This window comes from Alteromonas sp. G5_S2_22_S1, assembly GCF_054968525.1.
Genome location: NZ_JBQKUJ010000008.1, coordinates 1 through 15,737 on the forward strand (window position 1 = coordinate 1; position 15,737 = coordinate 15,737).

The window sequence follows — 15,737 nt, forward strand, 5'->3', positions numbered from 1 at the left end:
GTTACATCCTTGTAGTGTGTTTTTCAATCTAAATTAGACTAGCATCCTTTAATCAGATACTGCAAAACGTATGTTATGTGGTTTTACATTTAAAGAATAATTATCTACCTGTCACTATCTAACATATTCGATCTGACACTGTCACAAACTTCTAAATGAAAGTTGTTGACGGTAGATTTCGTTACTGTCAGAACCTCTTACTTTGGTGGACGCATGGGTAACGCGTGTTCCTGCTGAAAGGTTTACTTAAAGATAAGCCTTATGGTGCAGCGGCGAGTGGAGACACCCCGTAATGGGGGGATTGGGGATTTCTCACTTTTGATTTAGCCTCTCAAGTTTTTGCAGTCAAAAAGCTCTTGTATGATAACCTTTGAGTAAAGCTGACAACGTCAAAGGTCGAAATGGAATTAATTCACCACTACACAGACATTCAATCCTTAGCATGTATTTTGAAAAACCGAACTTTACGGTTTACCAGGCTGGACAAACTAGACGATGCACAAGAGGTGGAACTGGTATCTCGAAAGCATTGGTCACAGTACCTATTTGTTAGCAGTTGGAGCACGCTGACCGATGAATCTCAAGCAATGTGGCAGTCATATGCTGGTTACAATGGAGTCCGAATTGGATTACCAAAACACCCTTTCGCTGAGTTCACACTAGAATCGCGGCGAGAACTCAATCATTTTGTAAAAGGCGAAATTATAAGCCCGTTACCTATTGAGCAAATATATAATGAGAAGTGGATTATCATAAACACTCCTTACCATAAAGACTTATTCGGACAGGCAGTGAAGTATTACAAGAAGCCAGATGAGCATATTCGCCCTGTGATGCAGGACGAGAAGGGAGGAATACTTTTTAATTACTATGACCTTGCAGTAAACAAGAGTAGTACATGGAAGCATCAGGAGGAGTTTAGGTACATTTACTTCATTGTTCCATCCAATCCGAATGTCTTGGACGCATGGAAGCGCACTGGTAATCCCTTTCCCATTTATCAACACACTTACGAGCACTTGCAAAAAAAGAAAAATAGCCCTATAACATATTTCGACTCACCCTTGGGTGACGCTTTAAACCATGTAGAAGTCACTATCGGCCCGACTTGCACAGGCGAAGACGTAGCAAAAATTGAAGAATTGGTTAGCCGCTACACTACACATGGAAAAATACAAAGAAGTGACTTAACTGGATATGTTAAGGAATAGCGGTTTTTGACGTCACGAGAAACCTGAGCAGCCCCAATACATTAGTTTTAATGATTAATTTGTAGCACTTACCCTTCAACAATCATGTTACTTCTCTTGACGGGGCAATCAAGCAGTCAGCCTCGTGAATCCTCTCGACATACTGCCACAGTTCGTTCTTGTTCTTATACTTACTGTACAAGTTATACGTCAAGGACAACTGCTTGTGGCCTGCTAGTTCCGTAGCGATGTCTTCAGTAATGCCCTAGTTCACATTAGCGCTGTACCTTTGTCTACAGCCTCCTTTAATCTCCTCAACTCATGTCCTTTCGAGTAGTAACCATAAGACATCGTTTTTCCTCGCTCGTGACCAACTATTTGAGCAGTGATATTCTCCTCGATACCTGCTCGCTCCATTGCTGTTATGTACATATGCTTGAAAGAGTGAAAGCCTTTAAGCTTGTTGTCAGTCACATGCTTTACCTTAAAGTTTAAGAACGTTCGGCTAGCTGTCTTACTTCCAATGCCAATAACAAAGTCGTCATCTTCCTTGTTCTCGATATGGGCTAACAGCCTTTCTCCTATTGCATCAGGTAAAGGCAGATTGAATCGACCAGACTTTACTAGACAGTTGCTCAAACTAAGATATCCAATTTTCTACACGTAGTCCTTCAATCCGATGAAGCTCTCGTTCGTTGTCAGTAACAACGGTCAACCCTAAGCTACGCGCATGCCCCGCGATATGTAGGTCATTTACACCAATCATCTGGCCGGACTTTTCCAAATTAGCTCTAATTGAACCATAATGTTGTGCCGCATTGTTGCCATACTCAAGAACTTCAAGCCTGGAACAAAAATCTTCTACCTGCCTGGTATTATGTTCAACTTTTTGGCTTTTCTCACATCCATGCAATAGTTCAGCTAATGTAATTGACGAGATAGCCATTCTGCCCGCTGAATCATTGAATTTCGATAAAACTTCCAAAGGACGATTCTTGATTACATAAATACAAATTTTGGTGTCCAGTAGGTACTTAATCATCAAAACTTTCTCGAGTAGTTTGTTCTTGGCTCGCCCTTTCGTTCATAAAATCATCTGTTACTGAATTGCTTGAATCAAAAAAGCTATCCCAAGTATTTTCTATAGGGCTTAATACTCTATCCTTACCTACAACTCGAACGTTAACTACTTTAACAGATTCTTCAAACCGTGCTTCTGCGGGCATCCTAACTGCTTGAGAGCGGTTGTTCATAAAAATTCTAGCTGTCGTCATTTTTACACCCCCTAATTGGTATATAGCATTCTACATACACAAAGTTGGTATATGGCAAAGGCATATACCAAGCGATGTTATACGTGCTTTGGCGTATTGAGAAAATGCCTATAGCCAACTAGAAAAACCTTGTGTTTCATCGTATTTATCGGAAGCTTAACGCATCATAAACTTTCCAGCGTTCTATGTTTTGCTTAGTTTATATAAACGAAAAATTTACATTACTTTCTTTCAAGAAGAAGCAAGTTTCACGTTCAACGATCATGAAATGCCTAAAAACAAAAGGTACAGCGTAAGTAAAGCAGACTGCATAATTTGGAAGAGTAATCCTCACATGTTAAATAAATGGAAAATTTTCATTTAAATGCAAAGAGAATAGCTTGAGAGTAATCAACGAGCGACTTGTACTCAATAACAATTGCCTTTAACCTGCCCCACCTGCTTCATCTTTGAAGTAGGTAACTAGTGCATTTTTTATAAGGCATACTACCCACTATGGCGCCACGTTCTTTCGCTTTTTTAAGCGAATTGAATTTATTAATTAGACCTGCAGTAAACTACACCAATGGTGTAGGCGCTATGCTGTGGTTAGCTAATATGGTGCTGTTGCTGAATGTTGCACTAGTGATTAGTGGCACCATGGCCGACGCTACAGAGTTTGTTAGTGCATTTAATGAAAGCTTGGTTTTCGAGCCTTTTTTCATTGCACTTGCTGATCACACGCTTTCACAATTTATCGTTCCCACTATCGCGTTGGTATTAGTCGGTTTATTGGTTAAAGCCACTGCTATAGCAAAGGCGCAAATAACAAAACAGCGCCGACCTATTACTTACCTTTGCCCTACATTTCCTCAGCCTTTCGTTCAAACGGTTGGCAGCCGAGCGCCCCCTCTTTTCAGTTAAACGTCTCCGATTTTTTTTCAAACACCATGAGTGCTGCGCTTTAAGCGTAATAACGCCACTTCTGGTGCATTTTCCGATGCTGTAAACCCGTAGTTCCTTTCGGAACTGCTCAGTCATCGCCGTTTAACTTGTGGGTTATAGGAACTTGTTTTGTCTATTCGTAACCTTTTTACTTTGATTGTTGCTGGTGCTGGGCTTACGTTAGCCGGTTGCAGCGGTGGCGTGCTTGACCCCAAAGGGCAAGTGGGCATGGATGAGAAGAACCTTATTATTCTTTGTACCATCCTGATGCTGATTGTTGTTGTTCCCGTTATTGTTCTAACGCTTTATTTCGCATGGAAGTATCGCGCTAGTCGCGACTTTGAAATTTACACCCCGAAGTGGGCACACTCTACAAAGATAGAAGCCGTTGTATGGTCAATTCCTATCTTAATCGTTATTTCGTTGAGCGTGATCACATGGCGCTCTACTCACGCACTCGACCCTTATTCTCCGCTAGAAGGTCAAGGAGAACACCTTACTGTTGAAGTAGTGTCGCTCAATTGGAAGTGGCTGTTTATTTACCCTGAGCAAGGCATTGCTACTGTCAATGAATTAGTGTTTCCAGCTAATAAGCCTGTGGCGTTTAAAATCACTTCTGAAAGCACTATGAATTCGTTTTTCATTCCTCAGTTGGGAAGCCAGATTTATTCTATGGCGGGAATGGAAACTAAGCTTCACCTTATTGCTAACGAGCCAGGTACTTATAAGGGTATTTCGTCAAACTACAGTGGCGCAGGCTTTACGGGAATGAAATTCAACGCTATCGCCACGCCTACCGAGGGCGACTTTAACGATTGGGTTGCAAGCGTTAAGCAGGCACAAACAGCGTTAACGCCCGCTTCTTATGAGCAGCTTGCCAAGCAAAGTGAAAACAACCCGGTGACTTACTACAGCAACGTTAGTGAAGGCCTTTTTCACGACATCGTGATGAAGTACATGAAAGATCACGGCTCTATGGACTTTTATAGCAAGCCAGAAAATGCCGCTACCGGCGAACACCACACAATGCCTCAAATGCAACACCGTCATCATCAAGAGGATGCACAATAATCATGTCTTTTTTAGGTAAATTATCTATAGAGGCCGTGCCCTATCACGAGCCTATTATAATGGTGACACTTGCCGTAGTGGCACTGCTTGGTGTGGTTATAGCCATGCTCATCACCAAACACAAACAGTGGGGAACCCTGTGGTTTGACTGGATCACGTCTGTCGACCACAAGCGTCTTGGTATTATGTACATTGTGCTGGCTATGATCATGCTGCTGCGCGGCTTTGCCGACGCTATTATGATGCGTACTCAGCTTGCAATGGCAACCAATGGTGCGCCCGGCTATCTACCTCCCGAGCACTACGACCAAATCTTCACCGCCCATGGCGTTATCATGATCATCTTCATGGCGATGCCGTTTATGATTGGCTTAATGAACATCATTCTGCCGCTGCAAATTGGTGCCCGTGATGTGGCGTTTCCTTTTTTAAATAATTTGAGTTTTTGGCTAACCGCAGGTGGCGCAATTCTAGTGAATGTGTCTTTAGGGTTAGGTGAATTCGCAAAAACAGGGTGGGTTGCTTATCCGCCGCTAGCCGGGTTGGAGTTTAGTCCCGGGGTTGGCGTGGACTATTACATATGGGCCTTGCAGATATCCGGGCTCGGTACCCTGTTAACCGCGGTAAACTTCTTAGTTACTGTGTTTAAAATGCGTGCGCCTGGCATGAAACTCATGCAAATGCCTATTTTCACCTGGACCTGTACCTGGGCGAATATTCTTATCGCCGCGTCATTCCCTATTCTTACCGCTGTGTTGGCCATGCTAACGCTAGACCGCTATATGGATTTTCACTTCTTCACTAACGAAGCCGGTGGTAACTCTATGATGTATATCAACCTGTTTTGGGCATGGGGACACCCTGAAGTTTATATTCTTGTACTGCCTGCATTTGGTATTTTCTCAGAAGTTATTTCAACGTTTACCGCTAAGCGCCTGTTTGGCTACAAGTCGATGGTGTATGCGTCCGGCGCCATTGCCATTCTAGGCTTTATTGTATGGCTGCATCACTTCTTTACCATGGGGTCGAGCGCCAATGTGAATGCCTTCTTTGGCATTATGACCATGGTTATTGCTATACCCACGGGGGTTAAGCTATTTAACTGGCTGTTCACCATGTATCGCGGTCGCTTAATTTTGAGTGTGCCTGTACTGTGGACGTTAGGCTTTATGGTGACCTTCACCATTGGCGGCATGACAGGGGTGTTACTTGCCATTCCAGGTGCTGACTACGTACTCCACAATAGCTTGTTCCTAATTGCCCACTTTCATAACACCATTATTGGTGGTGCGGTATTTGGCTATCTGGCTGGCTTTGCTTTTTGGTTCCCGAAAGCCATGGGCTTTAAGCTTGACGAAAAAACGGGCAAGGCAGCGTTTTGGTGCTGGCAAATTGGTTTCCTTTTGGCGTTCATGCCCCTGTATGTGCTTGGCTTCTTGGGTATGACACGCCGCTTAAATCACACCGACAACCCAGACTGGAATATCTGGTTATACATTGCAGCATTTGGTGCGTTTGTTATTGCGATTGGCATCTTCTTCCAACTACTACAGCTTTTTGTAAGCTTTAAAAACAAAGAAAAGCTCAACGACACAACAGGCGATCCGTGGAATGGTCACACGTTAGAGTGGTCAACAGCGTCACCACCTCAGTTCTATAACTTTGCCAACATACCGCACGTCAAAGACATCGATGCATGGACGGATATGAAGGAGCGCGGCGAGTCGTATCAACGCCCTGAAAAATACACACCTATTCATATGCCAAAAAATACTTCAGCCGGAGTTTTCATGAGCATGAGCTTTACCCTAATGGGCTTTGCGCTTATTTGGCATATTTGGTGGCTAGCCATTGCTGGTTTAGCAGCAGGAATAGGGGTGTTTATTAAACGTTGCTATACCGCAGATATTGATTACTACGTGCAGGTAGATGAGGTTGAACGAGTTGAAGCTACGCACTTAAATGCCAATACAGTGGGAGGTCGCTAATGAGTACTATTGCAACTTCAAGGGCAGCGTCAATGCCTCAAGCACACGCACATGAAGAACATCATGAGAACAACACCGTGTTTGGTTTTTGGTTGTACTTAATGACCGACTGTTTGCTGTTTGCATCTTTTTTTGCAACCTACGCCGTACTGTTCATGAACACGGCAGGGGGCGTGTCTGGCAAAGATATTTTTGAACTCAACTTTGTAGCTGTGGAAACAGCTGCATTGCTCTTAAGCAGTATAACCTTTGGCTTTGCCATGATTTGTGCTCACCGGCAAAACAAATCAGGTGCTCTTGCTTGGCTGGCGGTGACATGGGCGCTGGGAGCGTGTTTTATCGGTATGGAAGTATATGAATTCCATCACCTTATCGAGCATGGCAACGGACCGCAGCAAAGTGCGTTTCTAACGGCGTTTTTCTCGCTAGTAGGGCTGCACGGGTTGCACGTTACAGCAGGCCTTATTTGGATGACAATTATGTTTATTGAAGTGACCCGCCGAGGCCTTGGTGAGCAAACCGTTACCCGACTTAGCTGCTTAAGCTTGTTTTGGCACTTCCTCGATATCGTATGGATATGTGTATTTACCGTAGTGTACTTAATGGGGGCAATGTAATGGCGTTACACGATGCAAAATTAGCTTCAAATACGGACGGTCACGCTTCATCGACCCACAATAGTGATGACGCACATGGCGATGTGAAGTCTTATATTATTGGCTTCATTCTATCTGTGGTACTCACCGCTATTCCGTTCACTCTAGTGATGAATGGCGACCTATCTAAAGTTACCGCAATTTGGAGCGTGGTTACGTTGGGCTTGGTTCAAATTTGGGTGCACCTTAAGTACTTTTTGCACCTTAACTTTGTAACCGAAGAAGGCAGAGCCAATACGTTTTCGTTCTTATTCAGTGCGCTTATTATTTTCATGGTGGTTGGGTTATCCGTTTGGATCATCTACGAATCAAACGCCATGATGATGTATTAGCAAATCTCTGTATATGCGTGGTCTAGCCTGACGATCATGTCAGGCTTTTCAATGTGTTTACTTCTTCGCGGTCAGTACGTGAAGCCCTCATGTTTCGCCCTTCTATTGGTGCAACCTATTTTGAGGGCAACATTGGGGCTTCTCAGTACACCTTGATACGCGTCTAAATGGGCGCGTTCTAAATTTGGATTTTACCCATGACCTTTACTTATAAACGTTACCTGTCAGTCACCAAACCCGGCATTATTATGGGCAATGCTATTTCGGTAACGGGCGGTTTCTTATTAGCGTCCCGTGGCGATATAGATTACTGGCTGCTGCTCGTAACGCTCATCGGTTTATCGCTGGTGGTGGCTTCAGGTTGTGTCATTAATAACTGCATTGACCGAGATATCGACGGCAAAATGCAGCGCACGGCCAACCGGGTTACGGTAACAGGCGAGTTGCCATTGCTTACTGCGATGTTGCATGGTGCTGTGCTGGGTATTGCAGGGTTTGGCTTGTTAGCGCTTTACACCAACCTTACTGCCGTATTTTTTGCTGTTTTTGGCTACGTTATTTATGTGGGTGTTTACAGCCTGTATATGAAGCGAAACTCGGTGTATGGCACCTTCGTTGGCAGTTTGTCGGGGGCCGTTCCGCCCGTAGTCGGTTATTGCGCCGCGAGCGGTCAGTTTGATATGGCTGCGGCTATTTTGCTGGGTATGTTCAGCATTTGGCAAATGCCCCATTCTTATGCCATCGCTATCTTTAGATATAACGACTATAAGGCGGCTGGAATTCCGGTATTGCCTGTATCGCAAGGTATTGCGAAAGCAAAACGCCATATCGTCCTTCATATTGCGTTATTTGCTTTAGTAGTAATGCTGCTTCCACTTAGCGGTTATACGGGTATTGGCTTTTTAACCGTGGCTTTTGCAACAAGCCTTTGGTGGTTGTTGATGGCACTGCGCGGATACAGACCCGGCATCAATGTGGAAGGCTGGGCAAAGCGAGTATTTGGTTTTTCCATTGTGAATATAACGCTGTTATCTATCACTATGTCACTGGACTATCACACGTCAGTAACGAGTCTGTTTGCACTTTCGTTCTAATTGACGTGTTTCGACTCACTCAACGAGGTTGGCTTGAAAGCTTTCAATGCAGTGTGCGTATAGCAACGCATTCACTTTGGACAATCAAGACGTGTGGATTGGGAGCATAGTCTGGCATAAATTAGCAATCAGGCCTGACCGAGTGCTTTTTGCCCTCTGTACAAGCGAATAATGGTGAAGCTATTAACTGCCAGTAGCGTAGCTTCAAGCAGGGTGCCGCCAATAGAACCGACAATAATATTGTTGGTTAGCCAACATATAGCGCCGCACAAAAACGCTAAACGCATGCGTATTCCCGACAAACAAAATAAGGCATAAGTGCCTATGCACGTGCCCAAAATAGGGAATAAATCGTACCAAACTTCGGCCAAATACAGCCCTGCTGCTAGCGATATCAATATAAACAGGTAGGCGACACTGCGGGAGCGGGTTTTAATTGAAATGCCTGTTCTTACCACTGAAAGCAAGGCACTTAAGCATGCGGTTACGGCACCAAGTAGCGCAAAATGCAGGGCGTGATTTAAATTCATCACCACCATCATTATTCGCAGGTGCTGATCATCACGCTGATAAAAGCACAAAATGCCAAGCGCAAAACTCAACATTCCTATCGCTTGGGCCAAGTCGAATTCTGGTAACAAAAGGGAAGGCTCGTAAATGAATGATAAAGGTTAACGATACGCAGTTTTTAAACAGCAGAGTAGCCTTTACATCGCTTTTTTAACCCAACACATCACATTGACTAATGGCAGGCGGGTTGTTCACTAGGGTATACTTAGCGTGCACGATATTATTCTTAAACCCCCGAGACAAATTAGGTCCTTTCCATGGCAACGGCATCCGCACTTCACATTTTGGTTAAAACAGAGAAAGAAGCGCTTTCTATTTTAGAGCAGCTTAAAAAGGGTAAGGATTTTGCGACGTTAGCAAAGCGTCATTCTAAATGCCCGTCGGGCAAGCGTGGCGGCGATCTTGGTGAATTCCGTAGAGGCCAAATGGTAAAAGCCTTCGACGATGTGGTGTTCAAAAAAGACGTGCTCAAAGTACACGGGCCGGTGAAGACCCGTTTCGGCTACCACCTTATTAAAACGCTTTATCGTAGTAATTAAAACCAGAGCCTTTTAAAACCAAAGCCGCTAGAGCCGAAGTAAGCCCGATCCATTCAACAAGCGTTTAATGTATGTCTTTGCTAATTACTTTGTTAATTGCCCGGCTCCCACTTTTCACCGCATACTGAATTTTTGGTAAATATGGCGTACGGGCTGTTGGTGTCGTGCAGTGAATTGCGTAGCGCTGCGCCGTGATCTACCGTAATAAAAGCTGTGTCAGAGGCCTTACCTTGTTCATCCAGCATAAAGTAGTCGCTGGAGTAGCTTGTTAGCATCATGCGATTGTCGTAACCCATATCGCTTAAGCGAACCCGGGTAATGGCTTTAAATTTAGCGTCGGGGTTAGAAAGGCCTACGATTTTCTTAAAAAAGTAGCCTTTATCAGACTGCAGCTGGGAAAAACCATTTAACGTGTTTATCAGGGTTTTTAAATCTATTGCTTCGCGCTGCAGCATGAAGTCGTGCTGGATGGCATTGCCATCTTTTCTAGGGCTGTCTTTCGAAGGTGCTTTACCAGCAGTATAGGCCTGCTCTGCTTCCATTGAAGAAAGGTGCGCTTGCCCTTCCTCTGTATAGTGAATCAGTGCGCTCGTATTCATGTTTACGTAATAGTCGCTGATCCCCGCAGGTACCACTTCAAATAGCATAACATCTGGGGTTACGGCGCCTCGCTCTTCGGGCGTTTGAGGGCCTTTAGCCACGCACTTGTCAGAAATGAAATAATAATATTGGCCAGCTTCAATGGCGAAAGCTGTATTAGATAGCACCGCGCAGGTTGCCAGAAATAGTAGCCTGGAAGTGAGCTGCTTAATTGCCGTTAAAGCACTGCCTATTTGCATATCAAAGACGCCTTATTGTTTGATGCATTTATCTATCATACCAATGCATGCAGACTGATATAAGGCGTCATTGTAAGGGGGAGTGGGTAAAAGCGCGAGTTAAGCTTTAGAACGCGCTTTGTGTTTAGTTTGTAGCTCAATAATGCCAAGTAAGAACTTATGAGCCAAACCCACCGTTAACGGGGGCGAAGAACAATAGTGTCGCTAGAGTAGTCTGTAGATATCTGTAAATTGTCGGCAAGGGCGGCAATAAGCGCGTCTACATCATTGGTGTTGAATAGCCCTGCTACTTGCATGTTAGCAAGCGCAGCATCACCTAAAACAACCGTTTTATCCGTATATCGGCTGACTTCTTCAATCACGTCAATGAGTGGCTCGCCGCGAAATACAATCTTGCCTTCACGCCAGCTTAAATCATTCGCGATATCTTCATCTGACACGGTCTCAACGGTGCTGTTAGGCAAAGATAAAAGCGATTTTTCACCTTGAACTAACGTCAATGGACGTGCCTGCGGCTTAATAATAGGGTTAACAATGCTTTCGCCATTCGCTTTGTTAAGTGTATAGCTGGCGACTTCTACCACGCCTTCGGTAACTACCAGTTCAAGGTCGCCGCGATGATACTGCACGTTAAATGCGGTTCCAACGGCTTGAATGGCTTTACCTGCCGCAAGTACATTGAGCGGGCGGGATTTGTCTTTTGCTACGTCGATATGAAGCTCACCTTTGACAAGCTGAATAATCCTTGAGGTTTCAGTAAAAGCGATGTTCACTTGAGAGTTGGTATTAAGCCATAGTGTACTGCCGTCCTCTAAGCTAATGCTCTTGTGCTCGCCCGGTTTGGTCGACGCTTGTAACGAGTAGCTTGCCATTTGTGCAACAGGTTCGGTTTGGTTAGACGGCGAGAATAAATTTAGCCCCTGATAACTTAACAGCCCGACCATTAAAAACGAGGCAGCTATAGCCAACGGCCGCTTCCAGGTCACGGCGCTATCTGCCTTTTGTTTGGCACCAGGCTCAGGTGTATGAGGGACAATATCAGCCAGTTCATTAAGCACCGACATTTTGTCCCACAAGGCGACCATCTCTAAAAAGGTGTCTCGATGTAAAGGCGTAGCAAGCCAAACTTTTAATGCTCGTGCTTCACTTTCATCAAGCCCTTCATCGAGTTTAACAAGCCATTCGCTGGCGGTATCAAGCACACGCTCTTCGCTGTTGAATTGAACAACGTTGCTGTTAGTGTTTGACTTGTCAGTGTTTGTTTCAGTCGTCGAACTATTCATGGGCGTCTCTCTTTACTTCCGCCGTGCTGTATTGCCCACCCTTTTGATAAGCATTCGGCCGTGTGTGCGACGCGGTTTGTCGTCGCATAAACAAGGTGCATCTTTTAATCCCTTCAGCAATATGCTTTTCCACGGTTTTTTCGCTTATCTCTAATTCTTGGGCAATCTCTTTAAGAGAGTAGCCATACACTTTCTTTAATACAAATGCGCGCCTACATTGTTTGGGAAGGGCGCGCACAGCATCACAAAACAACTTAAATTCTTGTTGGGTAGCATTGTTGTGGAACGTTTCGTCTTCAACACCACTTATGGCACTTTCCAGCGCTGCCACGATTTCTACACTGTCGTCTACCATGCGTGTTTCAGCACGCTTTAGGTGATCGTAAGCCAAGTTTTTTGCGGTTTTGAATAAAAACGACTTGGGCTCTTTAATATGCTCAGTCGTTTTCGCCTGACACAAGCGAACATACGTATCCTGCAGTATGTCATCTACTTCTTTAGGCGGCACAAGGCGCGATAGCATTTTGGCCATCGAGCCGCGCGCCGACATATAGGCATTATGTATGGCTGTTTCTATGGGCATATTGTTATTTTTTATCGTTGTTACTTACTAAGACGACAGCCACGCTATTTTCCCCCAGTATTTTCAACATTATCGCTCAAAAATTAAATTTGTTAATGGGTTGTATATAATGCGTGGCTGGTTTACAACAACAGCATTCAACAAAGAGTAGAATGACGCAGGCGCGTCAAAAACTCCCCCAAAATCATAATAACAATAGCGTAAGAACAAATATGCCTGTGGCTAATAACCCAAACAACTCATTAATCATGCTACCTTTTAAGCCCAAGGCTTTAACGGTGGCGCTTTGTATGGTGTCGTTGGGTATAAGCTATTCAAGTAGTGCGCAGTCAGTACTGCCCCATCAACAAGATGAGGTGATTGCTCAGAACACGTCACCGCTACCGGCAGTAGATTTCACTATTCCTGCTCAAAGCGCAGACGAAGCGATTATCGCCTTTGCCAATCAAGCGAACCTAACCGTTGTATTCCCGTTTAATAAAGTAAGGCATATTTCCGCTAATGAAGTAAGTGGTAACTATACGCCTAAGGCTGCTATTGAAAAGCTTTTGTTGGGAACAGGTCTTAGTGCTGAAATAATAGATAGCTCCCGTATTAAGATAGTGTCTACTGGTGATAAAGATAAGAACCGTCACTTGCTCGGCCGCCTTTTAGGCGCCATTACTGCACAAGACGATAGCTTGGTAACCGTCCCTGATGAACAAGGCAGTTACGATATTGAATACATAGAAGTGAGGGGGTTGCGCGCGCGGGTCGCGCAGTCGGTTGGCATTAAACGCAATGCAAACGTTATTATTGACACCATTCAGTCTGTAGATATGGGCAAGTTTCCCGATCAAAACTTGGCTGAGGCGCTGCAGCGAATTTCCGGGGTGTCTATTGACCGTGCAGAAGGCGAAGGACAGTTAGTCACAGTAAGAGGCTTTGGGCCTGAATTCAACCGGGTTCTGCTAAACGGTAGGCCCATGGCAACCGATAAGCTTGGGCGTGAGTTCAGCTTTGACACACTGGCCTCTGAAATCGTAAGCAGTGTAACCGTACACAAGCAAAGCCAAGCGACTATGCAATCAGGCGGCATTGGCGCAACGATTGATGTTCAAACGGCAAAACCCCTGTCGTTTAAAGGGATGCGGGCGGCAGGTAATGTCAAAATGCAGTACGATACTAATTCGCAACAATATGCGCCCAATGCCTCAGCCATGTTCAGCAACACCTATTTAAATAACTCGTTTGGCATTCTAGCCTCTTTGACTCAGCATAAGCGCCAAGCGCGCTTAGAAGAAGCACAAATCGATGGCTGGTTGGTAAATACTAACGTACCTGAAAGTGAACTCTATGAAGACGTGCCTACGTTATACGTTCCCAGAAATTACGATCAAAGAGTGCGCTTCGACGATAGAACTCGAACGGGCGCTGCACTCGTTCTACAATATCGGCCTACCAACAAGCTAGAGCTTACCGCCGATTATCTGGGGTCGACATTCGACGTAGAGACGTCAGCAACCTCAATGGGGCATTGGTTTACTTCAAGTAACTTAGAAGGTGTTACGGTTGATGAAAACGGCACAGCGGTGTCTTTTTCACAAAATAGCGGGCATGCCACCGACTTTCACGCTCGCACTTTTAACCGTTCATCGACCCTAAAAAGTTTCGGTTTTGCTGCAAACTATATCCCAAGCGATAGCGTAATTGTCGATGCAGATTTGTCTTACTCAATGGCTAATGTCGATGACAATAACGGGGAGGGCAATTCGCTCTCGCTTATCGGCTATCTCAATCGCTCTTCGTTTGACCATACTCAGCAAAATATCCTGCCCGCTATATCGGGCTTTGAACAAGCCAACCCTCGTCAAGTTAACGCTGTGGGTGAGCCGGTGGGTGTATCCCATTACTTAGACCCAGCTAACGGCCGTTCCCACGTGATGCTGCGCCGAGGATGGAGTGTAGACGATGATATAGGGCAAGCAAAAATCAATGTAAGCGTGCTTGGTGATAATAACTGGTTCAGTAAAATTGACGTTGGCGGCGCACTCACCCAGCGAGAAAAAGCCAATGAAAGAAGAGATAACGAAGCTGATGCGAGGCACTGCAGTTTTTGTGGCTACTTCGATTCACCGGATATTCCAGATAGCTTTCAAACCCTATTTGATGCAGGCGACGACTTTCTCGGGTCGGTAAGTGGGCATGAAAATATTCCTCATCAGTGGCTGCGGCACGATGGCGATACGCTGTTTCATTATCTGGAGAACGCTGGGAATGTCAGTTTAGCCGCTGAAACACGAGGCAGTTCTTTCGCGGTTAAAGAAACGGTGTATGCGGGTTATATTCAAGCCGCCATTGAAAAGGATTATGCGCCTTGGTTTATTGATGTGCATGCAGGGCTTCGCGCTGAATATACCGACGTCGCGGTTAGTGGTGTTGACGAGCAGCTATCTGCGTTGGTTATTTTAGATCAAACCGAGCTGGGGCAAGAGTTTGGTGCGTCAGTAAGTATTGATGAAACATCAAGTTATACCAATTTTTTGCCGAGTGTAAGCGTTAAGGCCAGTTGGTTAGATAGCTGGGTATTTCGCGGAGCATATAATCACAGTATTACTCGCCCAACGTTAGAGCAAATGGCGCCAGGTGTTACCTATACCACTACGCGACAAGGGGGAGACTTGCGAGCTCGTATAGGCAATGCACAGCTATTGCCCTTTGAAGCAAAAAACATTGATGTGGCCATTGAGCACTACTACCAGGAAAATAGCTATCTATCGGCGGGGTATTTTAGGAAAACGGTAGATAATTTTATTGTTAATGAGAGCAGTACACAAACCTTTAATAACGTGACCGACCCTAGTACAGGCGCAGATCCAAACGCGGCTGACGATGCTGATGCGTTAGCGCAATTTTCCGTAATATCCCCTCGCAACGGCGAATCGGCAACGGTTGAAGGCGTCGAGATTGCAATGCAGCATTTGTTTGGCGAGTCAGGGTGGGGAATACAGGCCAATGCGAGCTTTGTAGACAGTAACGCAGAGTTGGATACCGCGAACATTCGTTCAACCTTTGCGCTTACCGGGCTATCTGGCGCGAAAAATATGGTGCTGTTTTACGAGAAGGACGCGCTGCAGTGGCGTGTGGCTTGGAACCAGCGAGAGGGATTTTTACAGTCGCTTAATCAAACGCAGAGCACCGAGCCCACCTTTGTAAGTCCCTACGAGCAATGGGATATGAGCATTTCATACCAGTTCAGCCCGAAGGTCGCGGTATTTTTTGAAGGCATAAATATTACCAACGAAACCGTGCATAAACGTGGCAGATTCAGTAACCACCTTTTACTAGTGCAAGATGCTGGAGCCCGCTATGCGTTAGGCGTTAACATTACTTACTGAGTGTATCTTGCATGCGA

16 protein-coding genes are annotated in these 15,737 nt (G+C 45.1%); 9 read left to right on the forward strand and 7 right to left on the reverse strand.

What is annotated here, in order from left to right:
- Window positions 1-401: 401 nt before the first annotated feature.
- Window positions 402-1,211: a DUF2971 domain-containing protein gene (locus ACTRWF_RS10170; RefSeq protein ID WP_012520085.1), complete on the forward strand. Its 810-nt coding sequence runs from the start codon at window positions 402-404 to the stop codon at window positions 1,209-1,211.
- Between the two features lie 249 nt (window positions 1,212-1,460).
- Here the strand turns inward: ACTRWF_RS10170 and ACTRWF_RS10175 are convergent, their stop codons facing one another.
- The 3 genes from ACTRWF_RS10175 to vapB are packed head-to-tail and all read right to left on the reverse strand — an operon-like array spanning window position 1,461 to window position 2,464.
- Window positions 1,461-1,829, reverse strand: coding sequence for a site-specific integrase (locus ACTRWF_RS10175; RefSeq protein WP_012520084.1), 369 nt, complete (start codon window positions 1,827-1,829; stop codon window positions 1,461-1,463).
- A gap of 1 nt (window position 1,830) precedes the next feature.
- Window positions 1,831-2,232, reverse strand: coding sequence for a type II toxin-antitoxin system tRNA(fMet)-specific endonuclease VapC (vapC, locus tag ACTRWF_RS10180; RefSeq protein ID WP_012520083.1), 402 nt, complete (start codon window positions 2,230-2,232; stop codon window positions 1,831-1,833).
- Window positions 2,225-2,464 carry a type II toxin-antitoxin system VapB family antitoxin gene (gene vapB, locus ACTRWF_RS10185; protein ID WP_012520082.1) on the reverse strand — a complete coding sequence of 80 codons (240 nt, stop codon included), beginning with the start codon at window positions 2,462-2,464 and terminating at the stop codon, window positions 2,225-2,227. The genes vapC and vapB overlap by 8 nt, the downstream gene beginning before the upstream one ends.
- Window positions 2,465-2,959: 495 nt before the next feature.
- On the opposite strand from vapB, the gene ACTRWF_RS10190 reads away from it, so the two are divergent.
- The 6 genes from ACTRWF_RS10190 (at window position 2,960) to cyoE (ending at window position 8,529) form a co-directional block, all read left to right on the forward strand.
- Window positions 2,960-3,367 carry a hypothetical protein gene (locus tag ACTRWF_RS10190; RefSeq protein WP_348681136.1) on the forward strand — a complete coding sequence of 136 codons (408 nt, stop codon included), beginning with the start codon at window positions 2,960-2,962 and terminating at the stop codon, window positions 3,365-3,367.
- A 150-nt stretch (window positions 3,368-3,517) separates the two neighbouring features.
- Entirely contained in the window at window positions 3,518-4,459 is a 942-nt protein-coding gene (gene cyoA, locus ACTRWF_RS10195; RefSeq protein ID WP_348681135.1) for a ubiquinol oxidase subunit II, read from the forward strand.
- Window positions 4,460-4,461: 2 nt separating this feature from the next.
- The gene (gene cyoB, locus ACTRWF_RS10200) at window positions 4,462-6,447 is read left to right on the forward strand and encodes a cytochrome o ubiquinol oxidase subunit I (RefSeq protein ID WP_462835507.1); all 1,986 of its coding nucleotides are present in this window, start codon (window positions 4,462-4,464) and stop codon (window positions 6,445-6,447) included.
- A complete protein-coding gene (gene cyoC / locus ACTRWF_RS10205; RefSeq protein WP_462835508.1) occupies window positions 6,447-7,064 on the forward strand; it encodes a cytochrome o ubiquinol oxidase subunit III in 618 nt (205 codons plus the stop codon). Before cyoB ends, cyoC begins: the two co-directional genes overlap by 1 nt.
- A complete protein-coding gene (cyoD, locus tag ACTRWF_RS10210; protein ID WP_462835509.1) occupies window positions 7,064-7,435 on the forward strand; it encodes a cytochrome o ubiquinol oxidase subunit IV in 372 nt (123 codons plus the stop codon). Before cyoC ends, cyoD begins: the two co-directional genes overlap by 1 nt.
- A 197-nt stretch (window positions 7,436-7,632) precedes the next feature.
- The gene (gene cyoE, locus ACTRWF_RS10215; RefSeq protein ID WP_462835510.1) at window positions 7,633-8,529 is read left to right on the forward strand and encodes a heme o synthase; all 897 of its coding nucleotides are present in this window, start codon (window positions 7,633-7,635) and stop codon (window positions 8,527-8,529) included.
- Between the two features lie 128 nt (window positions 8,530-8,657).
- Here the strand turns inward: cyoE and ACTRWF_RS10220 are convergent, their stop codons facing one another.
- Window positions 8,658-9,170, reverse strand: a complete 513-nt coding sequence (locus ACTRWF_RS10220) for a YgjV family protein (RefSeq protein WP_071960224.1) — start codon at window positions 9,168-9,170, stop codon at window positions 8,658-8,660.
- Window positions 9,171-9,356: 186 nt separating this feature from the next.
- On the opposite strand from ACTRWF_RS10220, the gene ppiC reads away from it, so the two are divergent.
- Entirely contained in the window at window positions 9,357-9,638 is a 282-nt protein-coding gene (ppiC, locus tag ACTRWF_RS10225; protein ID WP_012520075.1) for a peptidylprolyl isomerase PpiC, read from the forward strand.
- A 92-nt stretch (window positions 9,639-9,730) separates the two neighbouring features.
- Here ppiC and ACTRWF_RS10230 read toward each other — a convergent pair whose 3' ends face one another.
- From ACTRWF_RS10230 to ACTRWF_RS10240, 3 genes are all read right to left on the reverse strand, one after another.
- On the reverse strand, window positions 9,731-10,477 hold the full coding sequence (locus ACTRWF_RS10230; RefSeq protein WP_462835511.1) for a hypothetical protein: 747 nt from the start codon (window positions 10,475-10,477) through the stop codon (window positions 9,731-9,733).
- 176 nt (window positions 10,478-10,653) lie between these two features.
- Window positions 10,654-11,760: a FecR domain-containing protein gene (locus tag ACTRWF_RS10235; protein ID WP_462835512.1), complete on the reverse strand. Its 1,107-nt coding sequence runs from the start codon at window positions 11,758-11,760 to the stop codon at window positions 10,654-10,656.
- Window positions 11,753-12,343 (reverse strand): sigma-70 family RNA polymerase sigma factor, encoded by a 591-nt coding sequence (locus tag ACTRWF_RS10240; protein ID WP_462835513.1) that lies wholly within the window; start codon window positions 12,341-12,343, stop codon window positions 11,753-11,755. The genes ACTRWF_RS10235 and ACTRWF_RS10240 overlap by 8 nt, the downstream gene beginning before the upstream one ends.
- Window positions 12,344-12,555: 212 nt before the next feature.
- On the opposite strand from ACTRWF_RS10240, the gene ACTRWF_RS10245 reads away from it, so the two are divergent.
- Window positions 12,556-15,720 carry a TonB-dependent receptor gene (locus ACTRWF_RS10245; protein ID WP_462835514.1) on the forward strand — a complete coding sequence of 1,055 codons (3,165 nt, stop codon included), beginning with the start codon at window positions 12,556-12,558 and terminating at the stop codon, window positions 15,718-15,720.
- The last annotated feature ends 17 nt before the right edge of the window (window positions 15,721-15,737 follow it).